Source organism: Aurantiacibacter aquimixticola, assembly GCF_003605475.1.
Taxonomy (GTDB): domain Bacteria; phylum Pseudomonadota; class Alphaproteobacteria; order Sphingomonadales; family Sphingomonadaceae; genus Alteraurantiacibacter; species Alteraurantiacibacter aquimixticola_B.
This window is the reverse complement of the sequence record NZ_RAHX01000001.1, coordinates 2017138-2037129: the sequence shown is the minus strand read 5'-3', so window position 1 is coordinate 2037129 and position 19992 is coordinate 2017138. Positions and strand designations below refer to the sequence as shown.

The 19992-nt window shown below is 64.1% G+C and carries 20 protein-coding genes; 6 read left to right on the top strand and 14 right to left on the bottom strand.

The genetic code is table 11. The features are described from left to right. Window positions 1–16: 16 nt before the first annotated feature. From D6201_RS10250 to D6201_RS10240, 3 genes are read left to right on the top strand one after another with little or no spacing between them, the layout of a single operon-like run. A complete protein-coding gene (locus tag D6201_RS10250; RefSeq protein WP_120048692.1) occupies window positions 17–2194 on the top strand; it encodes a phage tail protein in 2178 nt (725 codons plus the stop codon). A 10-nt stretch (window positions 2195–2204) separates the two neighbouring features. Further along, window positions 2205–2663, top strand: a complete 459-nt coding sequence (locus tag D6201_RS10245; protein WP_120048691.1) for a DUF2793 domain-containing protein — start codon at window positions 2205–2207, stop codon at window positions 2661–2663. A 54-nt stretch (window positions 2664–2717) separates the two neighbouring features. Next, on the top strand, window positions 2718–3248 hold the full coding sequence (locus D6201_RS10240) for a superoxide dismutase family protein (RefSeq protein WP_120048690.1): 531 nt from the start codon (window positions 2718–2720) through the stop codon (window positions 3246–3248). Here the strand turns inward: D6201_RS10240 and queC are convergent. The 6 genes from queC to D6201_RS13185 form a co-directional block, all read right to left on the bottom strand. Beyond that, window positions 3245–3949 (bottom strand): 7-cyano-7-deazaguanine synthase QueC, encoded by a 705-nt coding sequence (queC, locus tag D6201_RS10235; RefSeq protein WP_120048689.1) that lies wholly within the window; start codon window positions 3947–3949, stop codon window positions 3245–3247. The two genes, D6201_RS10240 and queC, sit on opposite strands and share 4 nt — an antisense overlap. Before the next feature lie 27 nt (window positions 3950–3976). Next, window positions 3977–4375 carry a DUF3617 domain-containing protein gene (locus D6201_RS10230; protein WP_120049352.1) on the bottom strand — a complete coding sequence of 133 codons (399 nt, stop codon included), beginning with the start codon at window positions 4373–4375 and terminating at the stop codon, window positions 3977–3979. 80 nt (window positions 4376–4455) lie between these two features. After that, entirely contained in the window at window positions 4456–5352 is an 897-nt protein-coding gene (gene hslO / locus D6201_RS10225) for an Hsp33 family molecular chaperone HslO (protein WP_120049351.1), read from the bottom strand. 40 nt (window positions 5353–5392) lie between these two features. Then, entirely contained in the window at window positions 5393–6325 is a 933-nt protein-coding gene (gene argF / locus D6201_RS10220; RefSeq protein WP_120048688.1) for an ornithine carbamoyltransferase, read from the bottom strand. Next, on the bottom strand, window positions 6325–7512 hold the full coding sequence (locus D6201_RS10215) for an aspartate aminotransferase family protein (protein ID WP_120049350.1): 1188 nt from the start codon (window positions 7510–7512) through the stop codon (window positions 6325–6327). Before D6201_RS10215 ends, argF begins: the two co-directional genes overlap by 1 nt. 135 nt (window positions 7513–7647) lie before the next feature. After that, window positions 7648–8400 (bottom strand): cold-shock protein, encoded by a 753-nt coding sequence (locus tag D6201_RS13185; RefSeq protein ID WP_120048687.1) that lies wholly within the window; start codon window positions 8398–8400, stop codon window positions 7648–7650. 244 nt (window positions 8401–8644) lie between these two features. Here D6201_RS13185 and D6201_RS10205 point away from each other — a divergent pair, with 244 nt between their 5' ends. From D6201_RS10205 to D6201_RS10195, 3 genes are read left to right on the top strand one after another with little or no spacing between them, the layout of a single operon-like run. After that, window positions 8645–9085 carry a protein tyrosine phosphatase family protein gene (locus D6201_RS10205; RefSeq protein ID WP_120048686.1) on the top strand — a complete coding sequence of 147 codons (441 nt, stop codon included), beginning with the start codon at window positions 8645–8647 and terminating at the stop codon, window positions 9083–9085. 6 nt (window positions 9086–9091) lie between these two features. Beyond that, the gene (locus tag D6201_RS10200; RefSeq protein WP_120048685.1) at window positions 9092–9469 is read left to right on the top strand and encodes a hypothetical protein; all 378 of its coding nucleotides are present in this window, start codon (window positions 9092–9094) and stop codon (window positions 9467–9469) included. 24 nt (window positions 9470–9493) lie between these two features. Then, window positions 9494–10372, top strand: coding sequence for a sterol desaturase family protein (locus D6201_RS10195; RefSeq protein ID WP_120048684.1), 879 nt, complete (start codon window positions 9494–9496; stop codon window positions 10370–10372). Here the strand turns inward: D6201_RS10195 and D6201_RS10190 are convergent, their stop codons facing one another. The 8 genes from D6201_RS10190 to pheS all read right to left on the bottom strand — a co-directional run bounded on the left by D6201_RS10190 (window position 10373) and on the right by pheS (window position 19939). After that, window positions 10373–11494, bottom strand: coding sequence for an OmpA family protein (locus D6201_RS10190; RefSeq protein ID WP_165853540.1), 1122 nt, complete (start codon window positions 11492–11494; stop codon window positions 10373–10375). A gap of 209 nt (window positions 11495–11703) precedes the next feature. Continuing rightward, window positions 11704–13050, bottom strand: coding sequence for an ammonium transporter family protein (locus D6201_RS10185; RefSeq protein WP_120048682.1), 1347 nt, complete (start codon window positions 13048–13050; stop codon window positions 11704–11706). 16 nt (window positions 13051–13066) lie between these two features. After that, window positions 13067–13405, bottom strand: coding sequence for a P-II family nitrogen regulator (locus tag D6201_RS10180; RefSeq protein ID WP_120049349.1), 339 nt, complete (start codon window positions 13403–13405; stop codon window positions 13067–13069). A 153-nt stretch (window positions 13406–13558) separates the two neighbouring features. Further along, window positions 13559–14254: an endonuclease/exonuclease/phosphatase family protein gene (locus D6201_RS10175; protein WP_120048681.1), complete on the bottom strand. Its 696-nt coding sequence runs from the start codon at window positions 14252–14254 to the stop codon at window positions 13559–13561. Between the two features lie 5 nt (window positions 14255–14259). Then, a complete protein-coding gene (locus tag D6201_RS10170; protein WP_120048680.1) occupies window positions 14260–14835 on the bottom strand; it encodes a pyridoxamine 5'-phosphate oxidase family protein in 576 nt (191 codons plus the stop codon). 31 nt (window positions 14836–14866) lie between these two features. Continuing rightward, window positions 14867–16402 (bottom strand): peptide chain release factor 3, encoded by a 1536-nt coding sequence (locus tag D6201_RS10165; RefSeq protein ID WP_120049348.1) that lies wholly within the window; start codon window positions 16400–16402, stop codon window positions 14867–14869. Window positions 16403–16406: 4 nt separating this feature from the next. Next, window positions 16407–18803 carry a phenylalanine--tRNA ligase subunit beta gene (gene pheT, locus D6201_RS10160; protein WP_120048679.1) on the bottom strand — a complete coding sequence of 799 codons (2397 nt, stop codon included), beginning with the start codon at window positions 18801–18803 and terminating at the stop codon, window positions 16407–16409. Continuing rightward, a complete protein-coding gene (gene pheS, locus D6201_RS10155) occupies window positions 18800–19939 on the bottom strand; it encodes a phenylalanine--tRNA ligase subunit alpha (protein ID WP_120048678.1) in 1140 nt (379 codons plus the stop codon). Before pheS ends, pheT begins: the two co-directional genes overlap by 4 nt. Between the last annotated feature and the right edge of the window lie 53 nt (window positions 19940–19992).

Below are 19992 nucleotides of genomic sequence, written 5' to 3'. Positions count from 1 at the left end.
CAGGAATCCAATTCTCATGGCCACACTGGTTCTCTCCTCCGTCGGTTCCGCCATTCTCGGGCCGATCGGCGCCGTCTTCGGATCGAGCATCGGTTCGAAAATCGACGCCGAGATTTTCGGCACGGACAGCAATGAAGGCCCGCGCCTGACCGAGCTGAAGGTGACGACATCGAGCTATGGCGCTCCCGTGCCGCGTCACTTCGGCACGATGCGCGCCGCCGGAACGATCATCTGGGCGACCGACCTTCAGGAGACGAGCGAGAAGACGGGCGGCGGCAAGGGCCAACCATCGACGACGACCTTCGCCTACTCGATTTCCTTTGCAGTCGCGCTCGCCAGCCGACCAATTGCGCGCGTGGGACGGATCTGGGCGGATGGCAATTTGCTGCGCGGTGCGGCCGGAGATCTCAAGGTCCCTGGAACACTGCGCATCCATGATGGCGCCGGAGACCAGCCCGTCGACCCCTTGCTTGCAAGCGCCGAGGGGAGTGAATGCCCCGCCTATCGCGGCTTCGCCTATGGCGTGTTCGAGGACTTGCAACTCGCCGAATTCGGCAATCGCATTCCCGCGCTGACATTCGAAGTCGTTGCGGAGGACGGCGATGTCAGCCTCGCCACGATGCTCGCGCCGCTCGCCGGACACGTCACGTCCAGCCGCCCACTCGGCAAATTGCGAGGCTACAGCGACGAGGGCGGCCCGCTGGCGAGCCATCTTGCAGCGATCGACCAAGTCTATCCTCTCGCCAGCGATGCATCGGGCGAGGGGCTCGCCATCGGCGACGGCGCACCGCAGGACGATGCAATCTTCACCCTGCCGGAAGCGGTGGTGGATGCGTCGGGAGATAGCTTCGGCGACGAAAGCGGCCGGTCGGAAAGCCGCCGCGCCGACGCTGCAAGAGTGCCCGCCGGGATGCGATATTACGACGTAGACCGCGACTATCAGGCGGGGCTCCAGCGCGCGAGCGGCCGTGCCGATCCCGGTCGCAACCGCGTGATCGAATTTCCCGGCGCCCTGACAGCGGATAGCGCCAAGTCGCTGGCCGATGCCGCCGCGAGCCGAGCCTTCCTCGCGCAGGATCGCCTTGCCTATCGCATCGCCGAGATCGATCCGCGCGTGAAGCCTGGACAGGTCGTCGCCCTGCCCGACCTGCCCGGGCGGTGGCGGATCGAAGCGTGGGAGTGGCGCGATACCGGCGTCGAGTTGGAACTGCTGCGGCTCCCGAGCCACCAGGGCGTGACGACCGCGACGCAGACGGGCCGAGTGCTGTCACCGCCCGACCTCGTATCCTCGCCCACCACCCTTTATGCCTTTGAACTGCCATGGGACGGCGCGGGAGAGACCGATACGCGGCAAATTTATGCTGCGGCTTCGTCAAGCTCGGCCGGGTGGAAAGGCTCGGCGCTATACGCGCAAACCGCCAGCGGTCTCTCGCCTATCGGCGCGACGGGCAGCCGCCGCAGCGTGGTCGGCACACTCGCCACCGACTTGTCGCCAGCCCCTGCGATGATCATCGACCGCCATTCCGAAGCGATCGTTTCCCTCGCCTCAACCGACTTCGTGCTCGAAAGCTGCACTCTTGCCGAGCTGGCGAGCGGCGCGAACCGGGCGCTTGTCGGCGAGGAAATCCTCCAGTTCTGTCATGCCGAGCGTCTCGGCGATGCGCGCTGGCGTCTCTCGACATTGCTGCGCGGCCGCGGTGGGACGGAAGATGCGACCGGTGCCCCGGCCGGTGCGCCATTCGTCCTTCTCGATGGCAAGCCGATCCAGCTGGACACGGCAAAGCTCGGTGACAGCGAGGCGATTGCCGCCATCGGCCTCGTCGATACCGACCCGGTGATCGCCACCATTGCGCTGTCAGGTGCTTCGAGGCGACCGCTTACGCCTGTCCATCCGCGCGCGGACATTGAGTCCGATGGCGGACTCACGCTCGGCTGGACCAGGCGCGCGCGCGGCGCGTGGCGCTGGCCGGATGGTGTCGAGGTGCCGCTTGTCGAACAGACCGAAAGTTACGAAGTCGGGCTCGGCAGCATCGAAGCTCCACGCCTGCTGTGGCAGTCCGATCGGCCTTCGCTCCGCATCGATGCGGCCACCCTGACGCAGCTTCGCGCCGATCATTCGGGGCAGCAGCTCTGGGTCCGGCAGATCGGCACCCACGCCCGCTCGCACCCCCTTGCCCTAACTCGTATCGACTGAGGAACACGCCATGACAGAACCGATCAGTTTCACCTCCGCCACCCCGCGTTTCGACCTTCCCAACCTGTTCGTCGCCCAGGCACAGAAGGAAAGCTTCATAAACGAGGCGCTCGCCCGGATCGACGCGCTGCTGCATTGCGCGGTTCAGGGGGAAAGCGACGCACCGCCGAGCGCTCCGACCGACGGCGAGTGCTGGCTGGTGGGCGACCAGCCTACCGGCGATTGGGTGCACCATCCGGGCGCAATCGCGTGCCGGCAGGCCGGCAACTGGCTGTTTGCCCAGCCCCGAAATGGGATGAAGGTCTTCGATATCTCGACCGGAGCGAGCATCCGCTTCGACAATGGCTGGCGACGGGCTGGTATTGTGAGCTCTCCCAGCGGCGGCACTACCGAAGATAGCGAAGCGCGCGCAGCCATCGTGGAGCTGATCGCCGCCCTGACCGAAGCGGGTATCCTCCCCCACGCCTGACGGACCTTTTCAAAGTTTTCCGAGTTTACTCGCTGAATGACGAAAGGATCTCGCATGCAAAAGCGCTCGCTCATCATCGCCCCGCTGGCCTTCCTCGCCCTGGCGGGATGCCAGACAGCCTATCAGACCGCGGCCACCGAAATCGGCAGCGCGACATTGCAGGACAGGCAGGGCAATACTGTGGGCTCGGCCCGCATGTATTCGCTTGGCGGCGAGGTTACCTTGAACGCGAGTTTCACCGGACTCTCCGCCGGAACGCACGCCGTGCATCTTCACACCACCGGCGATTGCACCGCGAACGATTTCACCTCGGCTGGCGGGCATCTCAATCCGCGTGGCAATGAGCATGGCACGCTCAACCCTCAGGGCGCGCATCTCGGCGATCTGCCGAATGTAACGATCGCAGCCGATGGCACCGGGACAATGAGCACGCTGCTGCGCGGGACTGCCGATTTCGTAGGCGACAGCGTCTTCGACGCGGACGGTACTGCAATCGTGGTGCACGAAGGCGCCGACGATTACCGAAGCGATCCCGCTGGCGATGCCGGAAGCCGGGTCGCCTGCGGCTTGGTGACCCGCAGCTAGTCCGGATCGGCGGCGTAGGGAGCTGTATCCGTGACCCCCGCTTCGGCAAACCCCTTGCGACGCAGGCGACAGCTGTCGCAGCGGCCGCAGGCCATCCCCTCGTCGGTCGGATCGTAGCAGGACCAGCTCCAAGCCGGATCGAGCTCTAGCCGTGCGCATTCGCTGGCAATTTCAGCCTTCGTCATGTGCTGCAATGGCGCGTGGATAACGAAGGGCTGACCCTCCACACCCTGCTTCGTGCCCAGCCGCGCCGTCTCTGCAAAGCTTGCGATGAATTCGGGGCGACAATCGGGATAGCCCGAATAGTCGAGCGCATTCACCCCGATGAACAGATCGGTAGAGCCGCTGCTTTCGGCAAAGGCCGTGGTCAGCGCGAGAAACAGCAAGTTGCGCGCGGGCACGTAAGTGACGGGGATGTCCTCGCCCACGCCATCCTTCGGGACCTCGATATCGTCGGTCAGCGCCGAACCACCGAATTGGCGCAGATCGAGCGGGAGTTCGACATGCCGTTCCACGCCCATCCTCTCGGCAATCGCCTTTGCCGATTGCAATTCGCGCACATGGCGCTGGCCGTAATCGATCGTCAGCGCGTGCAGGCGAAAGCCCTGCTCACGCGCGAGTGCCGCGCTTACCATCGAATCCAGCCCGCCTGACAGCAGGATCGTCGCTATCGATTTCTCAGTCGACATGCGCTGCGCCATAGCGGCTCATTGCGCACGGGCAAGCGCCTAGCAGCTGCCGGTGCGGCGCGCTTCCGCATCGATGGAGAATGGGCGCCCGCCGTGAATGCCCTGGCTGCGAACCTGCACGAGATTGCTCGACTCGCGCCGAATGGTCGTGCGGCCATAGCCATTGCCGCGGCAGGTATACTGGACGGTGACTTCATTGCTTTCGTCGCCAACGACGAAGCGTTCGCAGCCGGGCTGGCGATGCCGCAGCTGGATGAATTCGCGGCCCGTGCGCACGCAGATCCTTTGCGACCCACCGCCGCGCATCGAAAGCGTCCATTGTCCGCGATCGAGCCGTTCCAGCATGGCGAGGCCCGGCGCTTGCGCCGATGCAGGTGCGAAAGCGAGCAGCGCCGCGCCGGCGACGCCCGCTATCCTGATGACTTTCCCGATCTGCATTTCAAATTCCTTGGTCGTATTCGTCTCTATACCACAGTCCGACATGAACGGCGAATTGCACTTTCTGCGCGACGAACCGTTCAATCCTGGATGGCGAACTCTTTTGAACAGAATGCGCAATCCACCAGAATTATCCCGTCCTCATTCGCCATTTCGCGCCGCTCCTCTTTCGGGAAGCGCGCCAGCACGCTCTCGAAATGCGTTTCCGTGCAGCGACAGCCGCGCGAAATCCGCGCTCCCGGCATGACCCGCACTTCACGCTCTTCGTGATAGAGGCGCCACACCAATTCTTCGAGCGACAGACCCGCATCGGCGAGCTCCTCGTGCTTGATGCTCTCCGCCATGACGGAGACGTGCTGCCACTCCGGATGGTCGAGCCTCGCATGGAGGCGCTCTCGCCCCTCTTCGCCATCGGGCAGGTGCTGCACCAGAAACCCCGCCGCCAGGCTGCCTTCGGGTCCGGAGCGGATCGCGGTCTGTATGCGGGTCGGCACCTGCTCGCTTTGCGCGAAATAGCTTTCCACCGCCGCCGACAGCGACTCGCCTTCGAGCGGAACGATGCCCTGATAGCGCTTGCCGGTGCGCGCAATGTCGAAGGTGATGGCGAGGTGGCCTTCCCCGAAAAGGGTGGCGAGAGATGCGCTCGCGCCGGTCGCGATCGCCTTGTCGCGATCATGCTGGACATAGCCGCGCAATTCTCCGCCACGATAATCGCACACGAGCAGGTCGGCGATGCCGCCTTTGCTCTGCACTTGCAGCGTCAGCTGGTCGCCCTCGTCCTTCAGCAGCCCGCCCATCAGCGTCGTCAGCACGAGCGCTTCGGAAAGCGCGTGGGCCAGCGCCGTCGGGTAATCATGCGCGCCAAGGATCTCGTCGAGCACCGGCCCCAGCCGCACAAGGCGGCCGCGGCTGTCTCGATCGGGCAAGGTGAAGCCGAGCAGCCTGTCGGCAAAGGTTTCGCTGTGTAGGGAAGTCATGGCCGCCATATGGGAATGGCGTCGGCTTTTGGAAGGCAGCTCAGCCGAGCAGGCCGAAACACCACAAGAGCACCGACTTCTGCGCGTGGATCCGATTTTCTGCTTCGTCGAACACGACCGACTGCGGACCCTCGAAAACCTCCTCGCTCACTTCGTCGCCGACATGCGCCGGCAAGCAATGCAGGAAGATCGCATCGGACTTCGCCTGCGCCATCAGCGCGGCGTCGACGCGATAGGGCTGCATCGCGGCGAGCTTCTCTTCGGTGTCGGCCTGCCCCATCGACACCCATGTATCGGTAACAAGGACATCGGCCGCGGCAGCCGCCTCGCGCGCATCCTGCGTCAGCGTAACTGTCGAGCCCTCCGCGCGCGCCATTTCCACGAACTCCGCGTCCGGTTCGTAGCCGCGCGGCGTCGCGATGCGCACGTTGAACTTCATCAACGCCGCGGCCTCCAGGATCGAATGGAGCACATTGTTGCCATCCCCGAACCACGCGACCTCGAGCCCCGGCAGCGCTTTCTCGTGCTCGATGGCAGTGAGCAGATCGGCCACAATCTGGCACGGATGCGAGCGGTCGGTCAGACCGTTGATTACCGGCACGTCGGCATGGCGGGCCATCGCCTCGATCTTCGCGTGGTCGTCAGTGCGAACCATGATTGCATCGGCCATCCGGCTGAGCACGCGCGCCGTGTCCGCCGCCGATTCTCCGCGCCCAAGCTGGGACGTGCCCGCATCGACGATGATGGCAGTGCCGCCGAGCTGGCGCATGGCGATGTCGAAGCTGACACGGGTGCGGGTCGAATTCTTCTCGAACACCATGGCAAGCACGCGGCCCGCCATCGGCGCATCGGCATCGGCCTTCCCCTTCGGCCAGTCGGCACGCGCCTTCTTGCGGTCGAGCGCGTCGGCAATAATCGCCGCCACGGCATCGCCGCCCGCATCCGACAGATCGAGGAAATGGCGCCCCGCCATCAGGCGTGTTCGGGCTGAAAGCTCGCCGCGCCTGCAGAAAGCTTCTCGAAAAACTCGTCCATTTCCGCATCGCCGATCACCAGCGGAGGCAGCAGGCGCAACGTGTTATCGCCGGCAGCGACGGTCAGCAGCTCGTGATGATCGCGCAGATGCACCATGAACGGTCTCGGCTCGACCTTCATCTTCATTCCGAGCATCAGGCCCATGCCGCGCACGCTTTCGAACAGATCCGGATAATTGCCGATGAACTGTTCGAGCCGACTGCGCAGCCGCTCTCCCTTCGCGCGGACTTCGGCGAGAAATTCGTCGTTCGCCACGGCTTCCATCACCGCCATGCCTGCCGCCATGCCGAGGGGATTGCCGCCATAGGTGGAGCCGTGCGTGCCGAACGTCATGCCGCGCGCCGCCTTTTCGGTGGCAAGGCAAGCGCCGATGGGAAAGCCGCCGCCAATGCCCTTGGCGCTGGCGACGACGTCCGGCTCGATCCCGTACTGCTCGTAGGCGTAGAGTGTGCCGGTGCGCGCAACACCGCATTGCACTTCGTCGAGCGCGAGGAGCAGGTCGTGCTCGTCGGCGAGCTTGCGCAGGCCTTGCATGAATTCCTGGCTCGCCGGCCGGATACCGCCTTCGCCCTGGACCGGCTCGACGAGAAAACCCGCGGTTTGCGGTCCGATCGCCGCCTTTGCCGCTTCCAGATCGTCGAACTCGACATAGCGGAAGCCGGGCAGCAGCGGGTTGAAGCCCTTGTGCATCTTTTCCTGATTGGATGCGCTGATCGTGGCCATCGTACGTCCGTGGAAGGCGTTGACGAAGGTGATGATCTCGAACCGCTCGTCATTCCCGTCATGCTGGTGATAGGCACGTACCGTCTTGATCGCGCATTCCACCGCTTCGGCGCCGGAATTGGTGAAGAACACGGTGTCGGCAAAGGTGTTGTCGACCAACTTCTGCGCCAGCTCTTCGCCCTGCGGACTGCCATAGAGGTTGGAGACATGCATCAGCGTTTCCGCCTGCTTCTGGATCGCGCCAATCAGGCCGGCGTGGCTGTGACCCAGCAGGTTGACCGCGATGCCGCTCGCAAAATCGAGATAGCGCGTGCCGTCCTCGTCGATCAGATGACAGTGCTCGCCGCGCACCGGCCGCACGCCGCAGCGGGGATAGACTGGCATGAGCGGCGTGATCGACATGGTGTGCATTCCTCGAAAAGCGGGTGAAACGTAAGAGGCGGCCGGGCCTGTTCCGGTCCGACCGCCTTACGATGTGTCTTTATTTCGCAGCGGGCAGCCGGTCAAATTTCCGGCCGACCCTATCCGCAAATCCGGTCAGGCCTGGACGGGGACCAGATTGACGGCCGAATACTTGCCGCGCCGATCGACTTCGAGGTCGAATTCGAACCTGTCGCCTTCGTCGATGCCCTGCAGGCCGGACCGCTCTACCGCGCTGATGTGCACGAAGGCGTCTTCCTTGCCATCGTCGCGAGTAATGAAACCGAAGCCCTTCATCGAATTGAAGAACTTCACCGTGCCCACGGCCTTTTCACCGGTCAGCTCGCGCTGCGGCGCAGCCTTCTGCACTTCGATCACGTCGCCCACGACCTGGAGGTCCGCTGCCGAAACCTTCCCGCCGCGATCGACGAGATTGAACTGCAGCTCCTGCCCCTCGGCAAGACCTTCGAGGCCTGCACGTTCGACCTGGCTGATATGGACGAACACGTCCTCTCCGCCCTCGTCACGCTGAATGAAGCCGAAGCCTTTCTGCGTGTTGAAGAACTTGACCTTGCCCTGGCCCGTGCCGACCACCTGGGCAGGCATGCCGCCGCCGCGCGGGGCACCGCCGCCGCCGCCGCGAAAGCCACCGCCTCCGCCACGCTGGCCACCGAAGCCGCCTCCGCCGCGATCGTCATTGAAACGGCCGCCGCCACCGCTACCGCCGCCGAAGCGATCATTGCCGCCATCGCGCCAGCCGCCGCTATCCATCGGGGGCGGACCGCCCTCACCGAATGGATCGAAACCTTCTTCGCCGAAACCGTCCCGCTTGTCGCGACCCCGACCGCGACGTCCCTTGTCGTAACCCATGAAAACCGTGAACCTTCAATTCTCGTCCTGATACCGGCCGGCAGGGCGGACAAGTGATCCGCCGACCCGAAGTGACGGACCTCCCCCGCCGCTTCGTCGGCGAGGTATAGACACAAATCCCCAGCGACGCGAACATTTTAACTTTGCATTTGCGTGACAGTGGCCAAAGCGCCACGCGTCGCATCCTGCATACGCGCACGATTTACCATTGCGCGGGGAGCCTTTCGGCTGTCACACGTCATCCATGACAGATTTTCGAATCTTGTCCGAAACCGTATCGGCGAGCCCGCAGATCACCACCGGCGACGTCGCAGAAGCGAAGGCGCAGGGGTTTGCAATGATCGTGAACAATCGTCCCGATGGCGAAGTGCCGGGCCAGCCTGCAGGCTCCGACATCGAGGCGTGCGCCGCCGAGCATGGCTTGGCCTATCGCGCCATCCCGGTGGGCCAGGCTGGCTTCGGTCCGCCACAGATCGCGGCTATGCAAGCCGCTCTTGCGGAAGCCGACGGCAAGGTGCTTGCCTATTGCCGATCCGGCACGCGCTCGACTTTCCTGTGGGCTCTCGCACGCGCCAGCGAGGGCGACAGTCCCGAAACGCTTGCGGAGGCTGCGGCGAGGGCAGGCTACGACCTCAACCCGATGAAGGATGCCATGGCCACGCTATCGGCAAAGGCGCGCGGCTGATCCGCCATGATCGGGGCGGCGCTGCAATTTGCGGGATCGCTGCTCGCCATTCTCGCGCTTATCTATTTTGCCCATCGGCTCGGCTTCTCACGTAATGCGCAACTCGAAGACGAAGATGATGCTCGCGAGCGGTTTCGACTTGCGGCGGGCGGGTTCGAGCCGATTGCCATTGCTCTGGATACTGATGGCGCAGGGGCGATTGCTCGGGACGCCTCCGGCAGGACGGCGGTGCTCGTGCCGCACGGCGCGCAATTCGTGGCGAGAACGCTAACCGCCGAAGACAGGGTGACAGCCGCCGACGGTAGGCTGGACATTCGTTTTGCAGACCCGACATTCGAGCTATCGCTGGCAATCGGCAAAGACGCCGAATGCTGGGCGACGTGATGAAGCTCTGCTAGATTGCGCGGCATGGATTTCAATCCGGTCACCTATGCAATCCCGATCTTCGTGCTGCTGATCGTCGCCGAACTGCTCTGGGCGCGCCGTCGGAATCCTGCCGCTTACGAATCACGCGACACGGCAACTTCACTCGCCATCGGCCTCGGCAGCACGGTGGCAGGCGCGCTGACCGGCGGCGCGGTGGTCGCCATGCTCGTCTGGACGCATCGCTTCGCGCCGCTCGACATCGGCTGGGCCTGGTGGGCGTGGCCGCTCTGCTTCGCGCTCGACGATCTGGCCTATTACTGTTTTCACCGTACCGCGCACCGCGTGCGCTGGTTCTGGGCGAGCCACGTCAACCACCATTCAAGCCAGCACTACAATCTCTCCACCGCGCTCCGGCAGAGCTGGACCGGCTTCATCGCAGTCAGTTTCGTCTTTCGCCTGCCGTTGGCCGCGATCGGCTTCGAGCCGGGGATGATCCTGATCTGCGGCGGGTTCAACCTGATCTACCAGTTCTGGATTCACACCGAGAGCGTGACGCGCATGCCACGCTGGTTCGAGGCGGTCATGAACACGCCATCGCATCACCGCGTCCATCATGCCGTCAACGCGCGCTATCTGGATCGCAACTACGCCGGCACCTTCATCGTGTGGGACAGGATGTTCGGGACCTTCGCTCCCGAGGACGATACCGACCGCATTCGCTACGGAATCGTAAACCAGCTCGGCAGCTTCAATCTGCTGAAGACGGTGTTCCACGAGTGGCAGGCGATCGTACGCGATGTCTGGCGCGCCCCGTGGCGACACAAACTGGATTACATCTGGCGCGAGCCCGGCTGGTCACACGATGGCAGCCGCGAAACCTCCGACATGATCCGCAAGCGCTGCACGCCAAGCGAGGACTGACTACATGCCCGCATTCGGCCCGTAAGTGACTTCCACGCGGCGGTTCTGCGGCTCCCTCACGCCATCCGCCGTCGGAACCAGCAGGTCGCTTTCACCGAAGGCTTCACCCGCTATCCGCGCCGCAGAGATACCGCGACTGAGCAGGTAATCGCGCACGGCGGTGTTACGTCTCTCGGCGAGCCGCTGGTTGTAGCCGCGCGGGCCCGAGGTGTCGGTATGTCCGGCCAGCATGACCCGAGCGGTGCCGCAATTGCGATATGCTGAAATGGCGCTGTTCAACACGGCGGCGGCTTCCGGCGTGATGGTTGCCTCGTCCCAGTCGAAAAAGGCGATATACGGTCCGGCGTTGCAGGACACATCGACCGGCGGTGGCGGTGGAGGGGGTGGCGCAGTAGCGATCGAACGCGGAGCCGGCGGCGCGGGGCGCTGGATCACCTGCGCCGCCTCCTGCCGACGCCCGAGAGCGATTTCCACGCCTACAGAGAGCGAATGCACGGCGAATTCGAATTCGTTGAAACGCCCCAAGCTATCGTCGAGTTCGAATTCGAGCGTGCTGAAATAGCGATATTTGAGGCCTGCATTCACGCGGTCGCTGATCGGCAGCCGTGCATGCGCAAGCCCCTGCCATGCCCACGCGCTATCATTACCGTCCAGATAGCCCGGCCCGGTCTCGTCCGCGCTCGCATCGATATCCAGCCATGTGCGACCGACACCGACACCGAGCGACAGGCCGAGCCCCTCGTCCCCGCCGAAATCGAGCAGCACATTGCCCATGACCGATGCGAGGCTGGCATCGCCATCCAGCGCAAATGTCCCGGTTTCCAAATCGTCGCCGCCTGTCGGAATGCCGCGCGCCGTCGCCGTCAGCTCGTCCAGGCTCCAGCTGCGATAGGATCCTTCGAGTTCGGTCCGCAGCGAGCCCCAGTCGTAACCGGCATTCGCCGCGCCAATCCAGCCGAGGTCGCTGGCGATCTCGACGGGCTCGCGTTCATTCCCGATATCGACCGAGGTGTCCTGTGTAAGCACTGCCCCGCCGTCCACTCCGACATACGGCCCATCCTGCGCCATTGCAGGCGTGGCCATCATCGCAGTCGCGCCGGCAATCCAAAGGCTCCGCTTCATCACTCGCTCCCCGACAATTCTCGATACGCATAAACACGTAACACACGCTCTTTGGCAATCGAGCGTGGATGTCATCGCGCAAGGAAAACAAAAAGCGGGCCGGAGCGGTCGGCTCCGGCCCGTTGCAGTGTCGTTCGCAGGAGGAACGAGGGAAGGCGGGATCGAGAGGGAGAGAGAGGAGCCTCCCGATCCGCGCCGAGCTTTTCGGGTCAGGCCTGGTTGGCGAGACCCGGATAGGCTTCGACGCCGGTTTCGTGGATATCGAGACCGGCAAGTTCGATCTCTTCCGATGGGCGGATGCCGATCGTGATTTTCAGGAGGAGCCAGACGATCGCGCTCGCTGCGCTGACCCACACCATCGTGAGCAGCACACCGACCAGCTGGCCGACGAGGGTGGCATCGCCCGTCCATGCGACGATCAGCGTGCCCCAGATGCCCGCTACGAGGTGGACCGGGATCGCGCCGACCACGTCGTCGATTTTCAGTTTGTCGAGCAGCGGCACGAAGATCACCGGCAGCAATCCGCCGATACCGCCGATCAGGACCGACTGGCCGACCGTGGGCGCGAGCGGCTCTGCCGTGATCGCGACGAGGCCAGCCAGCGCGCCGTTCAGCGCCATCGTCACGTCAGCCTTGCCGTAGCGCAGCTGGGTGGCAATGATCGCGACCACCACACCACCGCACGCAGCCATATTGGTGTTCACGAAGATCTTCGAAACGTCCGAAACATCGCCAACCGTACCCATCGCCAGTTGCGATGCGCCATTGAAACCGAACCAGCCGAGCCAGAGAATGAACGTCCCGAGCGTCGCCAGCGGAATGTTGGTGCCGGGAAAGACGTTGATCTGTCCGTTCGGCCCATAACGACCGAGGCGCGGACCGAGAATGATCGCGCCCACCAAGGCAGCCCAGCCGCCGGTCGAGTGGACGAGAGTCGATCCGGCGAAGTCGGAGAAACCCCAGACGCTATCGAGATAGCCTTCACCCCATTCCCAGCTCACCACGACCGGATAGATGACGGCAGTCAGCACCGTTACGAACATGAAGAACGGGACGATCTTGATGCGCTCCGCCAACGTCCCGGACACGATGGACGCCGTCGTCGCGCAGAACACCATCTGGAAGAACCAGTCGGACGCGACCGAATAGCCTTTTTCGAGATCGGCCTCGCCCGCGGATTGCATGCCGTAGGTCGTGCCGCCGATACCGAAGAGGCCAAGCGCCCCCTCGGCAAAGCCGGGATAGGCGATGTTATAGCCGACCGCCCAGAACATCAGACCGGCAATCGAATAGAGGCCGATGTTTTTCAGGCACTGGGTAGAGGTGTTCTTTGCGCGCACCAGACCGGCTTCGAGCATGGCGAAGCCTGCCGCCATCCACATCACCAGGAAGCCGCCGATCAGGAACAGCAGCGTGTTGAAGATATAGGCCGTGCCACCGCCGACCGCGTCAGCCACGGGCGCGGCGGCCTCCGCGACCGGTGCCGCGACGGCCGGGCCGGACAGGACAAGCGCAGCGGGGAAAGCCGCGGCACCGATAAGGAATTTCGTGTTCATTGTGCTCGACCCCTGATTAGAGCGCGGTTTCGTCGGTTTCGCCGGTGCGGATGCGCGTGGTCGATGCGAGATCGAGCACGAAGATCTTTCCATCGCCGATACTTTCGGTGCTGGCCGTCTGCTGGATCGCTTCCACCACCTTGGGTGCCAGATCGTCGCTCGCAGCGATTTCCAGTTTCACCTTCGGCAGCATGTTCACCGCGTATTCCGCCCCGCGGTAAATTTCGGTCTGCCCCTTCTGCCTCCCGAAGCCCTTGACCTCGGAAACGGTCATTCCGGCGACGCCGATCTCGGCGAGCGCTTCGCGCACTTCGTCGAGCTTGAACGGTTTGATGATGGCAATGACGAATTTCACGCCGACCCCCTTTGCTGCCCCGGGAGACCGTTCCCGGCACAGCATGATCAGCAAGCAGCGTGCCAGTTCGGCATTCCGCTAGTTTCAAGGCGCTTTTCATTCGCGCAACACCACGTCGTCGTGTTGCACCGCACAAATCGCGGGCAGGGCCGCCTAATTCGTGGGCAGCGCCAGCGTCACGCGGATCGGCAAGTGATCGGATGCCTGTCTCGCCAGCGCGGTCGCATGGACTTCGGCGCGGAGGCATTCCCAATGCGGCGTGTGCATCAGCCGGTCGAGCGCCAGCAGCGGCCGCCGCGCGGGAAAGCTTCGCCCCGGCTCGACCATGGTCCAATGTGCCGCGAGCCCGCGCTCGCCGCCGATCGGACGGAGCCATTCATTGCAGTCGCCCATCATCACGGCGGGCAGACCCGGCGCGCGGCTGGCATTGCACAGATGCGCGAATTGCCGCTTTCGCCCGAGACCGGACAGGTCGAGATGCATACCGGTGACGCAGATCGGCTGCGCACCCGCCATGATCGTCGCCCGAACCGCTCCACGCGGCTCGATCTGCGGCAGGTGATCGGCTTCGACATCGACGATTTCCAGCCCTTCGCGGACCAGCAGTGCATTGCCATGCCAGCCGAGGCTGGCGGGCTTTATCGGAATGGAAGCAATTTGCCAGCCGCGCTCGGCGAGCATATTGCGATCGAGTATGCTTCTGCGCGTGCCGAACCGTTCGTCCACTTCCTGTAACGCGACCACATCGGCCTTGAGCTCGCCAAGCACGTCCACGATGCGCTCGGGATCGCGTCGTCGATCACCGCCCACGCCCTTGTGGATATTGTAGCTTGCGAAGGTAATCCGCATACCGCTCACGCGGGCGTGTCCGGCATTTCTCCCTCGATATAGCGATCGGTCGGCCGTGTCGGCAGCCCATCGATGCTCTCGGTGCGAGCCCGGTGCTTGGCCGCCCACGCTTCTGCATCGACATCCTTGTGCGCCTTGAGCAGCGTGTGCCGCTCGCGTTCGTAATCCATGAAGGGCACACCCCAGCCACAGCTTGTCTGCACGCTCTCTACGGCGATATCGAAAATCTGCCGCGTGCCGGGCAGCAGGGTGAAATGGACGGCAAGCGCATCCCAGCCCTCGTCTTTCGGCAACACCGGCTTGCCGATGCCATAGAGGCGCAGGATGAGCGCGGGCTGTTCGAAATTGCAAAACATGACGGTGATGCGCCCGTCGGCGAGCAGATGGGCGTTGGTCTCGTTGCCCGATCCGGCGAGGTCGAGATAGGCAACGCGTGTCGGCGAGAGGATGCGAAACGCGTCGTAGCCCTTGGGCGACAGATTGATCCGCGCATCCGGTGCGGCGGTGGCAACGAAGAACACCGGCTGGCGCTCGATCATCGCAATATGTTTGTCGCTCAGCGCGTCGAAGAAATCAGCCATTGGGTCAGCCTAGTGACGCCCGACGCTGCTGTCACCGTTCCTTCGTTGCCGAAAACGCCAGTTCGGGGTTCTTCTCTTCCTGATAGCCGACATCCCAAGGGCTCTTCGCCATGAAGACGAGGTCGCCGTCACGGTCGCGCGCGAGGCTGCCCTGGTTGAAGCGCTCGAATTCGTCGATCTTGTCCTGTGGGCCCTTCAGCCAGCGGGCGGTGGCGAAGGGTGAGGCTTCGAGTGCGGCTTCCACCTTGTATTCCGCTGAGAGGCGCGAAATCAGCACGTCGAGCTGCAACTGTCCGACCACGCCAACAATGCTGCTGCCGCCGATCTCCGGGTAGAATACCTGTATCACGCCCTCTTCGGAAAGATCGTCCAGTGCCTTTCGCAACTGCTTGGTCTTTGTCGGATCCTTCAATTGCACGCGGCGCAGGATCTCGGGCGCGAAATTGGGCAGGCCGGTGAAGCGAATGTCGTTCTTTTCGGACAGCGTATCACCAACGCGCAGCGTGCCGTGATTGGGAATGCCGATGATATCGCCCGGCTCGGCAGTGTCGGCAATCTCGCGGTCCTGTGCGAAAAACAGGATAGGCGAATGCACGGCAATGGGTTTGCCCAGCCCGCTCGGCGTCAGTTTCATGCCGCGTTTGAACGTGCCGGACACCTGCCGCATGAAGGCGATCCGGTCGCGATGGTTCGGGTCCATATTCGCCTGCACCTTGAAGATGAAGCCGGTGACCTCGTCCCGCTCTGGGCTGATCTGGTCCTCGCCGGCAGGCTGGGGGCGCGGGGGCGGGGCGTGACGCGCAATCGCATCGATCAGCTCCTCGACTCCGAAATTCTTGAGCGCGCTGCCGAAATAGACCGGCGTGAGATCGCCATTGCGATAGGCCTCCAGATCGAATTCGGGATAGCCGACCTGCGCCAGTTCGGCCTCCTCGGCGAAATTCTCCGGAATATCCGCGTCACCATCGCGCTTGCCGAGATATTCCTTCGAGTCGCCTTCGGGCCGCGCGACCTCGCCGCTGCGGAAATCGAGCAGGCCTTCGAACAGGCCGCCCATGCCAACGGGCCACATCTGCGGGCTGACGTCGAGCGCCAGCATGTCCGCCACCTCGTCGAGCAATTCGAATCCGCTGCGCCCCTCGCGGTCCACCTTGTTGATTAAGGTAATGATCGGGACGGAGCGAAGACGGCAGACCTCGAACAGCTTGCGCGTCTGCGGCTCGATACCCTTGGCGGCATCGATCACCATGATGGCGCTGTCGACCGCCGTCAGCGTACGATAGGTGTCTTCCGAGAAGTCTTCGTGGCCCGGCGTATCGAGCAGATTGAAGGTGATCGTCTCCCCTTCGATCTCCTTTTCGAAGGTCATCACGCTGGACGTGACGGAGATGCCGCGCTGCTGCTCGATCTTCATCCAGTCGGACCGCGCCCTCCGCGCCGCACCGCGCGCCTTCACCTCGCCCGCCAGATGGATCGCCCCGCCCTGCAGCAACAGCTTTTCGGTCAGCGTGGTCTTGCCGGCGTCAGGGTGCGAGATGATCGCGAAGGTGCGGCGCGAATTGGTCATCGGGTCAGCCGCGCAGTTCCGCGCCGAGCTTGCCCGCGGCGGCAACCACGGCGTCCGAGATCGCCTTCAGCTCGTCATCCTTGAACGACTTCTCTCCGGGCTGGAGCGTGACTTCCAGCGCGATCGACTTCTTGCCTTCCGGCACGCCCTGCCCGGCGAACACGTCAAAGATGCGCGCATTGGTCAGGTGGGCCTTGTCCGCGCCTTTCACGGCGCGCAGCAGATTGCCCGCGGCAAGCTCTGCCGGAACGAGGAAGGCGAAGTCGCGCTTGACGGCCTGCAGAGCGGGCGGCGCATAGTCGGGCTTGGCGAAGCCCTGCTTGCCCTTCTTGGCGGGGATCGCGTCGAGATAGATTTCGACCGCCATCACCGGCCCGTCGATATCGAAAGAATCGAGCGTGGCCGGATGCAGCGCGCCGAAGCGGGCAAGCACGTTTTTCGGGCCGAGCCGCAGCGTTCCCGACTGCCCGGGATGGAATTGTGCCCCCGCCTCGCTCATCACCATCAGCCTGTCGACCGGAGCTCCCGCTTCGGCAAGCAGCGCTTCCGCCTCGGCCTTGGCGTCGAAGGCGTCGAACATCGCCGCCTTTCCGTTGACCCAGCCGCGCGGTGTCTTCTCTCCCGCCAGCAGCACGGCAAGCGTTGGATGCTCGTCGCTCGCGCCATCCTTACCGCGCAGATAGCGACGGCCGATCTCGAACAGCCGCGCGCCATCCGCGCCGCGATCGGCATTGCGCTTGGCCGCCGACAGCAGGCCGGGGATAAGCGAGGGGCGCATCGCCTTCATGTCCTCGCTGATCGGGTTGTCGAGCACCCACAGCGCTTCGCCGTCGGAGGCAAAATGCTCGGCCTGATCGGTCGGCAGGAAAGACCAGGTGATCGCCTCGTGCAGACCGCGCGCAGCGGCGGCGCGTCGCACCCGGCGCTCCACCTGCTGCTCGGGCGTGGCTGTCGGGCGGGCCACGCCATCCACGCGCGGCAAGGCAACGCTTGCGACCTTGTCGAGGCCGTGGATGCGAACGACTTCCTCGACCAGGTCGGCTGCGCCTTCCACGTCGTGGCGGCGCAGCGGACAGGTGACCTGCCAGTCCGGGCTGACTGTGAAATCGAGGCTTTCGAGAATGCGGCGCTGCTCGTCTTCGGGAATGCCGATGCCGCCCAGTCGCTCGGTCAGGCCGGGATCGAAGGCAACCGCCTTCGGCTCGCTCGGCGGCGATCCGGCGCGCACAACCTCGCTCGCCTCCCCGCCGCAGACGCGCTGAATGAGGCTGGTGAGAATAGCCAGACCATCGTCGAGGAAGGCCGGATCGACGCCGCGCTCGAACCGCGTGCGCGCATCGCTGGCGAGGCCGAGCTTGCGGCCCGTCACGCCGATACGCTCCGGGTCAAAATAGGCGATTTCGAGCAGCACATCGGTCGTCTGCGTTTGCACGCCCGAATGCTCGCCGCCCATGATCCCGGCGATGTCATGGACGCCATTGTCGTCCGCAATGACTGTCATCGTGTCGTCGAGCGTATAGGTCTTCTCATTCAGCGCCTGGACCGTTTCGTCGTTTCTGGCGCGGCGAGCGACCACGGGGCCGGAGAGCTTTGCGAGGTCGTAGGCATGCGCCGGGCGGCCGTAAGCGAGCATGACGTAATTGGTGATGTCGACGATAGCGCTGATCGGCCGCTGGCCCGCGGCGATCAGCCGCCGCTGCATCCAGTCGGGAGACGGCACGGTGTTGTCGACGCCCCTGATCACGCGGCCATAGAATGCAGGACACCCTTCGGGATCGTCGGTGCGGATTTCGACCGGGCAGGGATGCGTCGCCTCGATACCGCTCGGCTCGACAGGCTTGAACGTGCCCATGCCAGCCGCGGCGAGATCGCGCGCAATGCCGTAAACGCCCATGCAATCGGGCCGGTTCGGCGTGATCGCCACATCGAAGACCGGGCTCGTGCCCTGATATTGCGCAAAGGCTTCGCCCACCGGCGCGTCCTCCGGCAGTTCGATGATGCCGTCATGCTCATCGCCCAGCTCCAGCTCGCGCACCGAGCACATCATGCCGTTGCTCTCCACGCCGCGAATGGCGCTCTGGCGCAGCTTCATCCCGTTTGCCGGGACGACCGCGCCGGGCAGGCCGAGCACGCCCTTCATACCCGCGCGCGCATTGGGCGCACCGCAAACGACCTGCAGCGGCGAACCCTCACCGGTGTTCACCGACAGCACCTGCAGCTTGTCCGCATCGGGATGCTTCTCGGCCGTCAGCACCTCCGCTACGCGAAAGCCGTCCAGCTTCTGTGCCGGATCTTCGATATCCTCCACCTCGATGCCGATGGCATTCAGCTTCGCGGCGATCTCGTCCAGCGTGGCATCGGTTTCGAGGAAATATTTCAGCCATTCGAGCGAGAATTTCATGACCGCGCTCCCACGCCGGCGGAAAGGGTCGGCTGATCGAAAGCGGAAAAGCCGTAATGCGACAGCCAGCGGGCATCGCCGTCGAAAAAGGCGCGCAGATCGTCCATGCCGTATTTCAACATGGCGAGCCGATCGACCCCGAGGCCCCAGGCGAAACCCTGCCATTCATCCGGGTCCAGTCCGGCAAACTCGATGACCCGGCGGTTGACCATGCCGCTGCCGAGCAGCTCCATCCAGCCATGCCCCGGCGCATCGCCGCTGCCGCCGAGCACGCGCTTGCCGTCGACGATGGCGAAGCCGACATCGGCCTCGACGCTCGGCTCGGTGAAGGGAAAGTAGCTGGGGCGCAAACGCAGGACGATATCGTCCTTCTCGAAGAACGCCTTGAGAAACGTCTCCAGCGTCCATTTCAGATGGCCGAGATGGATGCCCTTGTCGATCACCAGCCCTTCGACCTGGTGAAACATCGGCGTATGCGTCGCATCGCTGTCGCTGCGATAGACGCGGCCCGGCGCGATGATGCGCAAGGGCGCGCCCTCGGCGATCATGGTGCGGATCTGCACCGGAGATGTGTGCGTGCGCAGCAGCATTCGTCCTGGGCCTACCGCTTCGCTACTTGAGGCCGGTCGCCCGCCCTTATGTGCTTCGTCCGGGAAGTAGAAGGTGTCGTGCATCGCGCGCGCGGGATGGCTTTCGGGCATGTTGAGCGCGGTGAAATTGTACCAGTCGTCCTCGATCTCCGGGCCAGTAGCGACGGAGAAGCCCATATCGGCGAAGATCTCCGCCAGCTCGTCCATTACCTGGCTCACAGGGTGGATGCTGCCTTGCGGCTGCGCGGGCGCAGGCAATGTGAGGTCGATCGTCTCGGTCGCGAGGCGGGCCTCGAGCTCGGCCGACGCCAGCGCCGCCTTGCGCGCTTCGATCGCGTCGGCGACCCGGGTGCGCAGGCCCTGAATGCGCGGAGCTTCGCTCTGGCGCTCCTCAGGCGTCATCTTACCGAGCGATTTCATCAGCTGGCTGATCCAGCCCTGCTTGCCCAGCGCTTCCACGCGGATCGCTTCGACATCGGCAACGCTTGCGGCGCGATGCAGGCGCTCCAGCGTTTGGGTGACCTGTTCTTCCTGGCTCGTGCTCATGGGCTCGCTCGCTTAGTGGTCGCAAACAAAAAGCGCCACCCTCTCGGATGGCG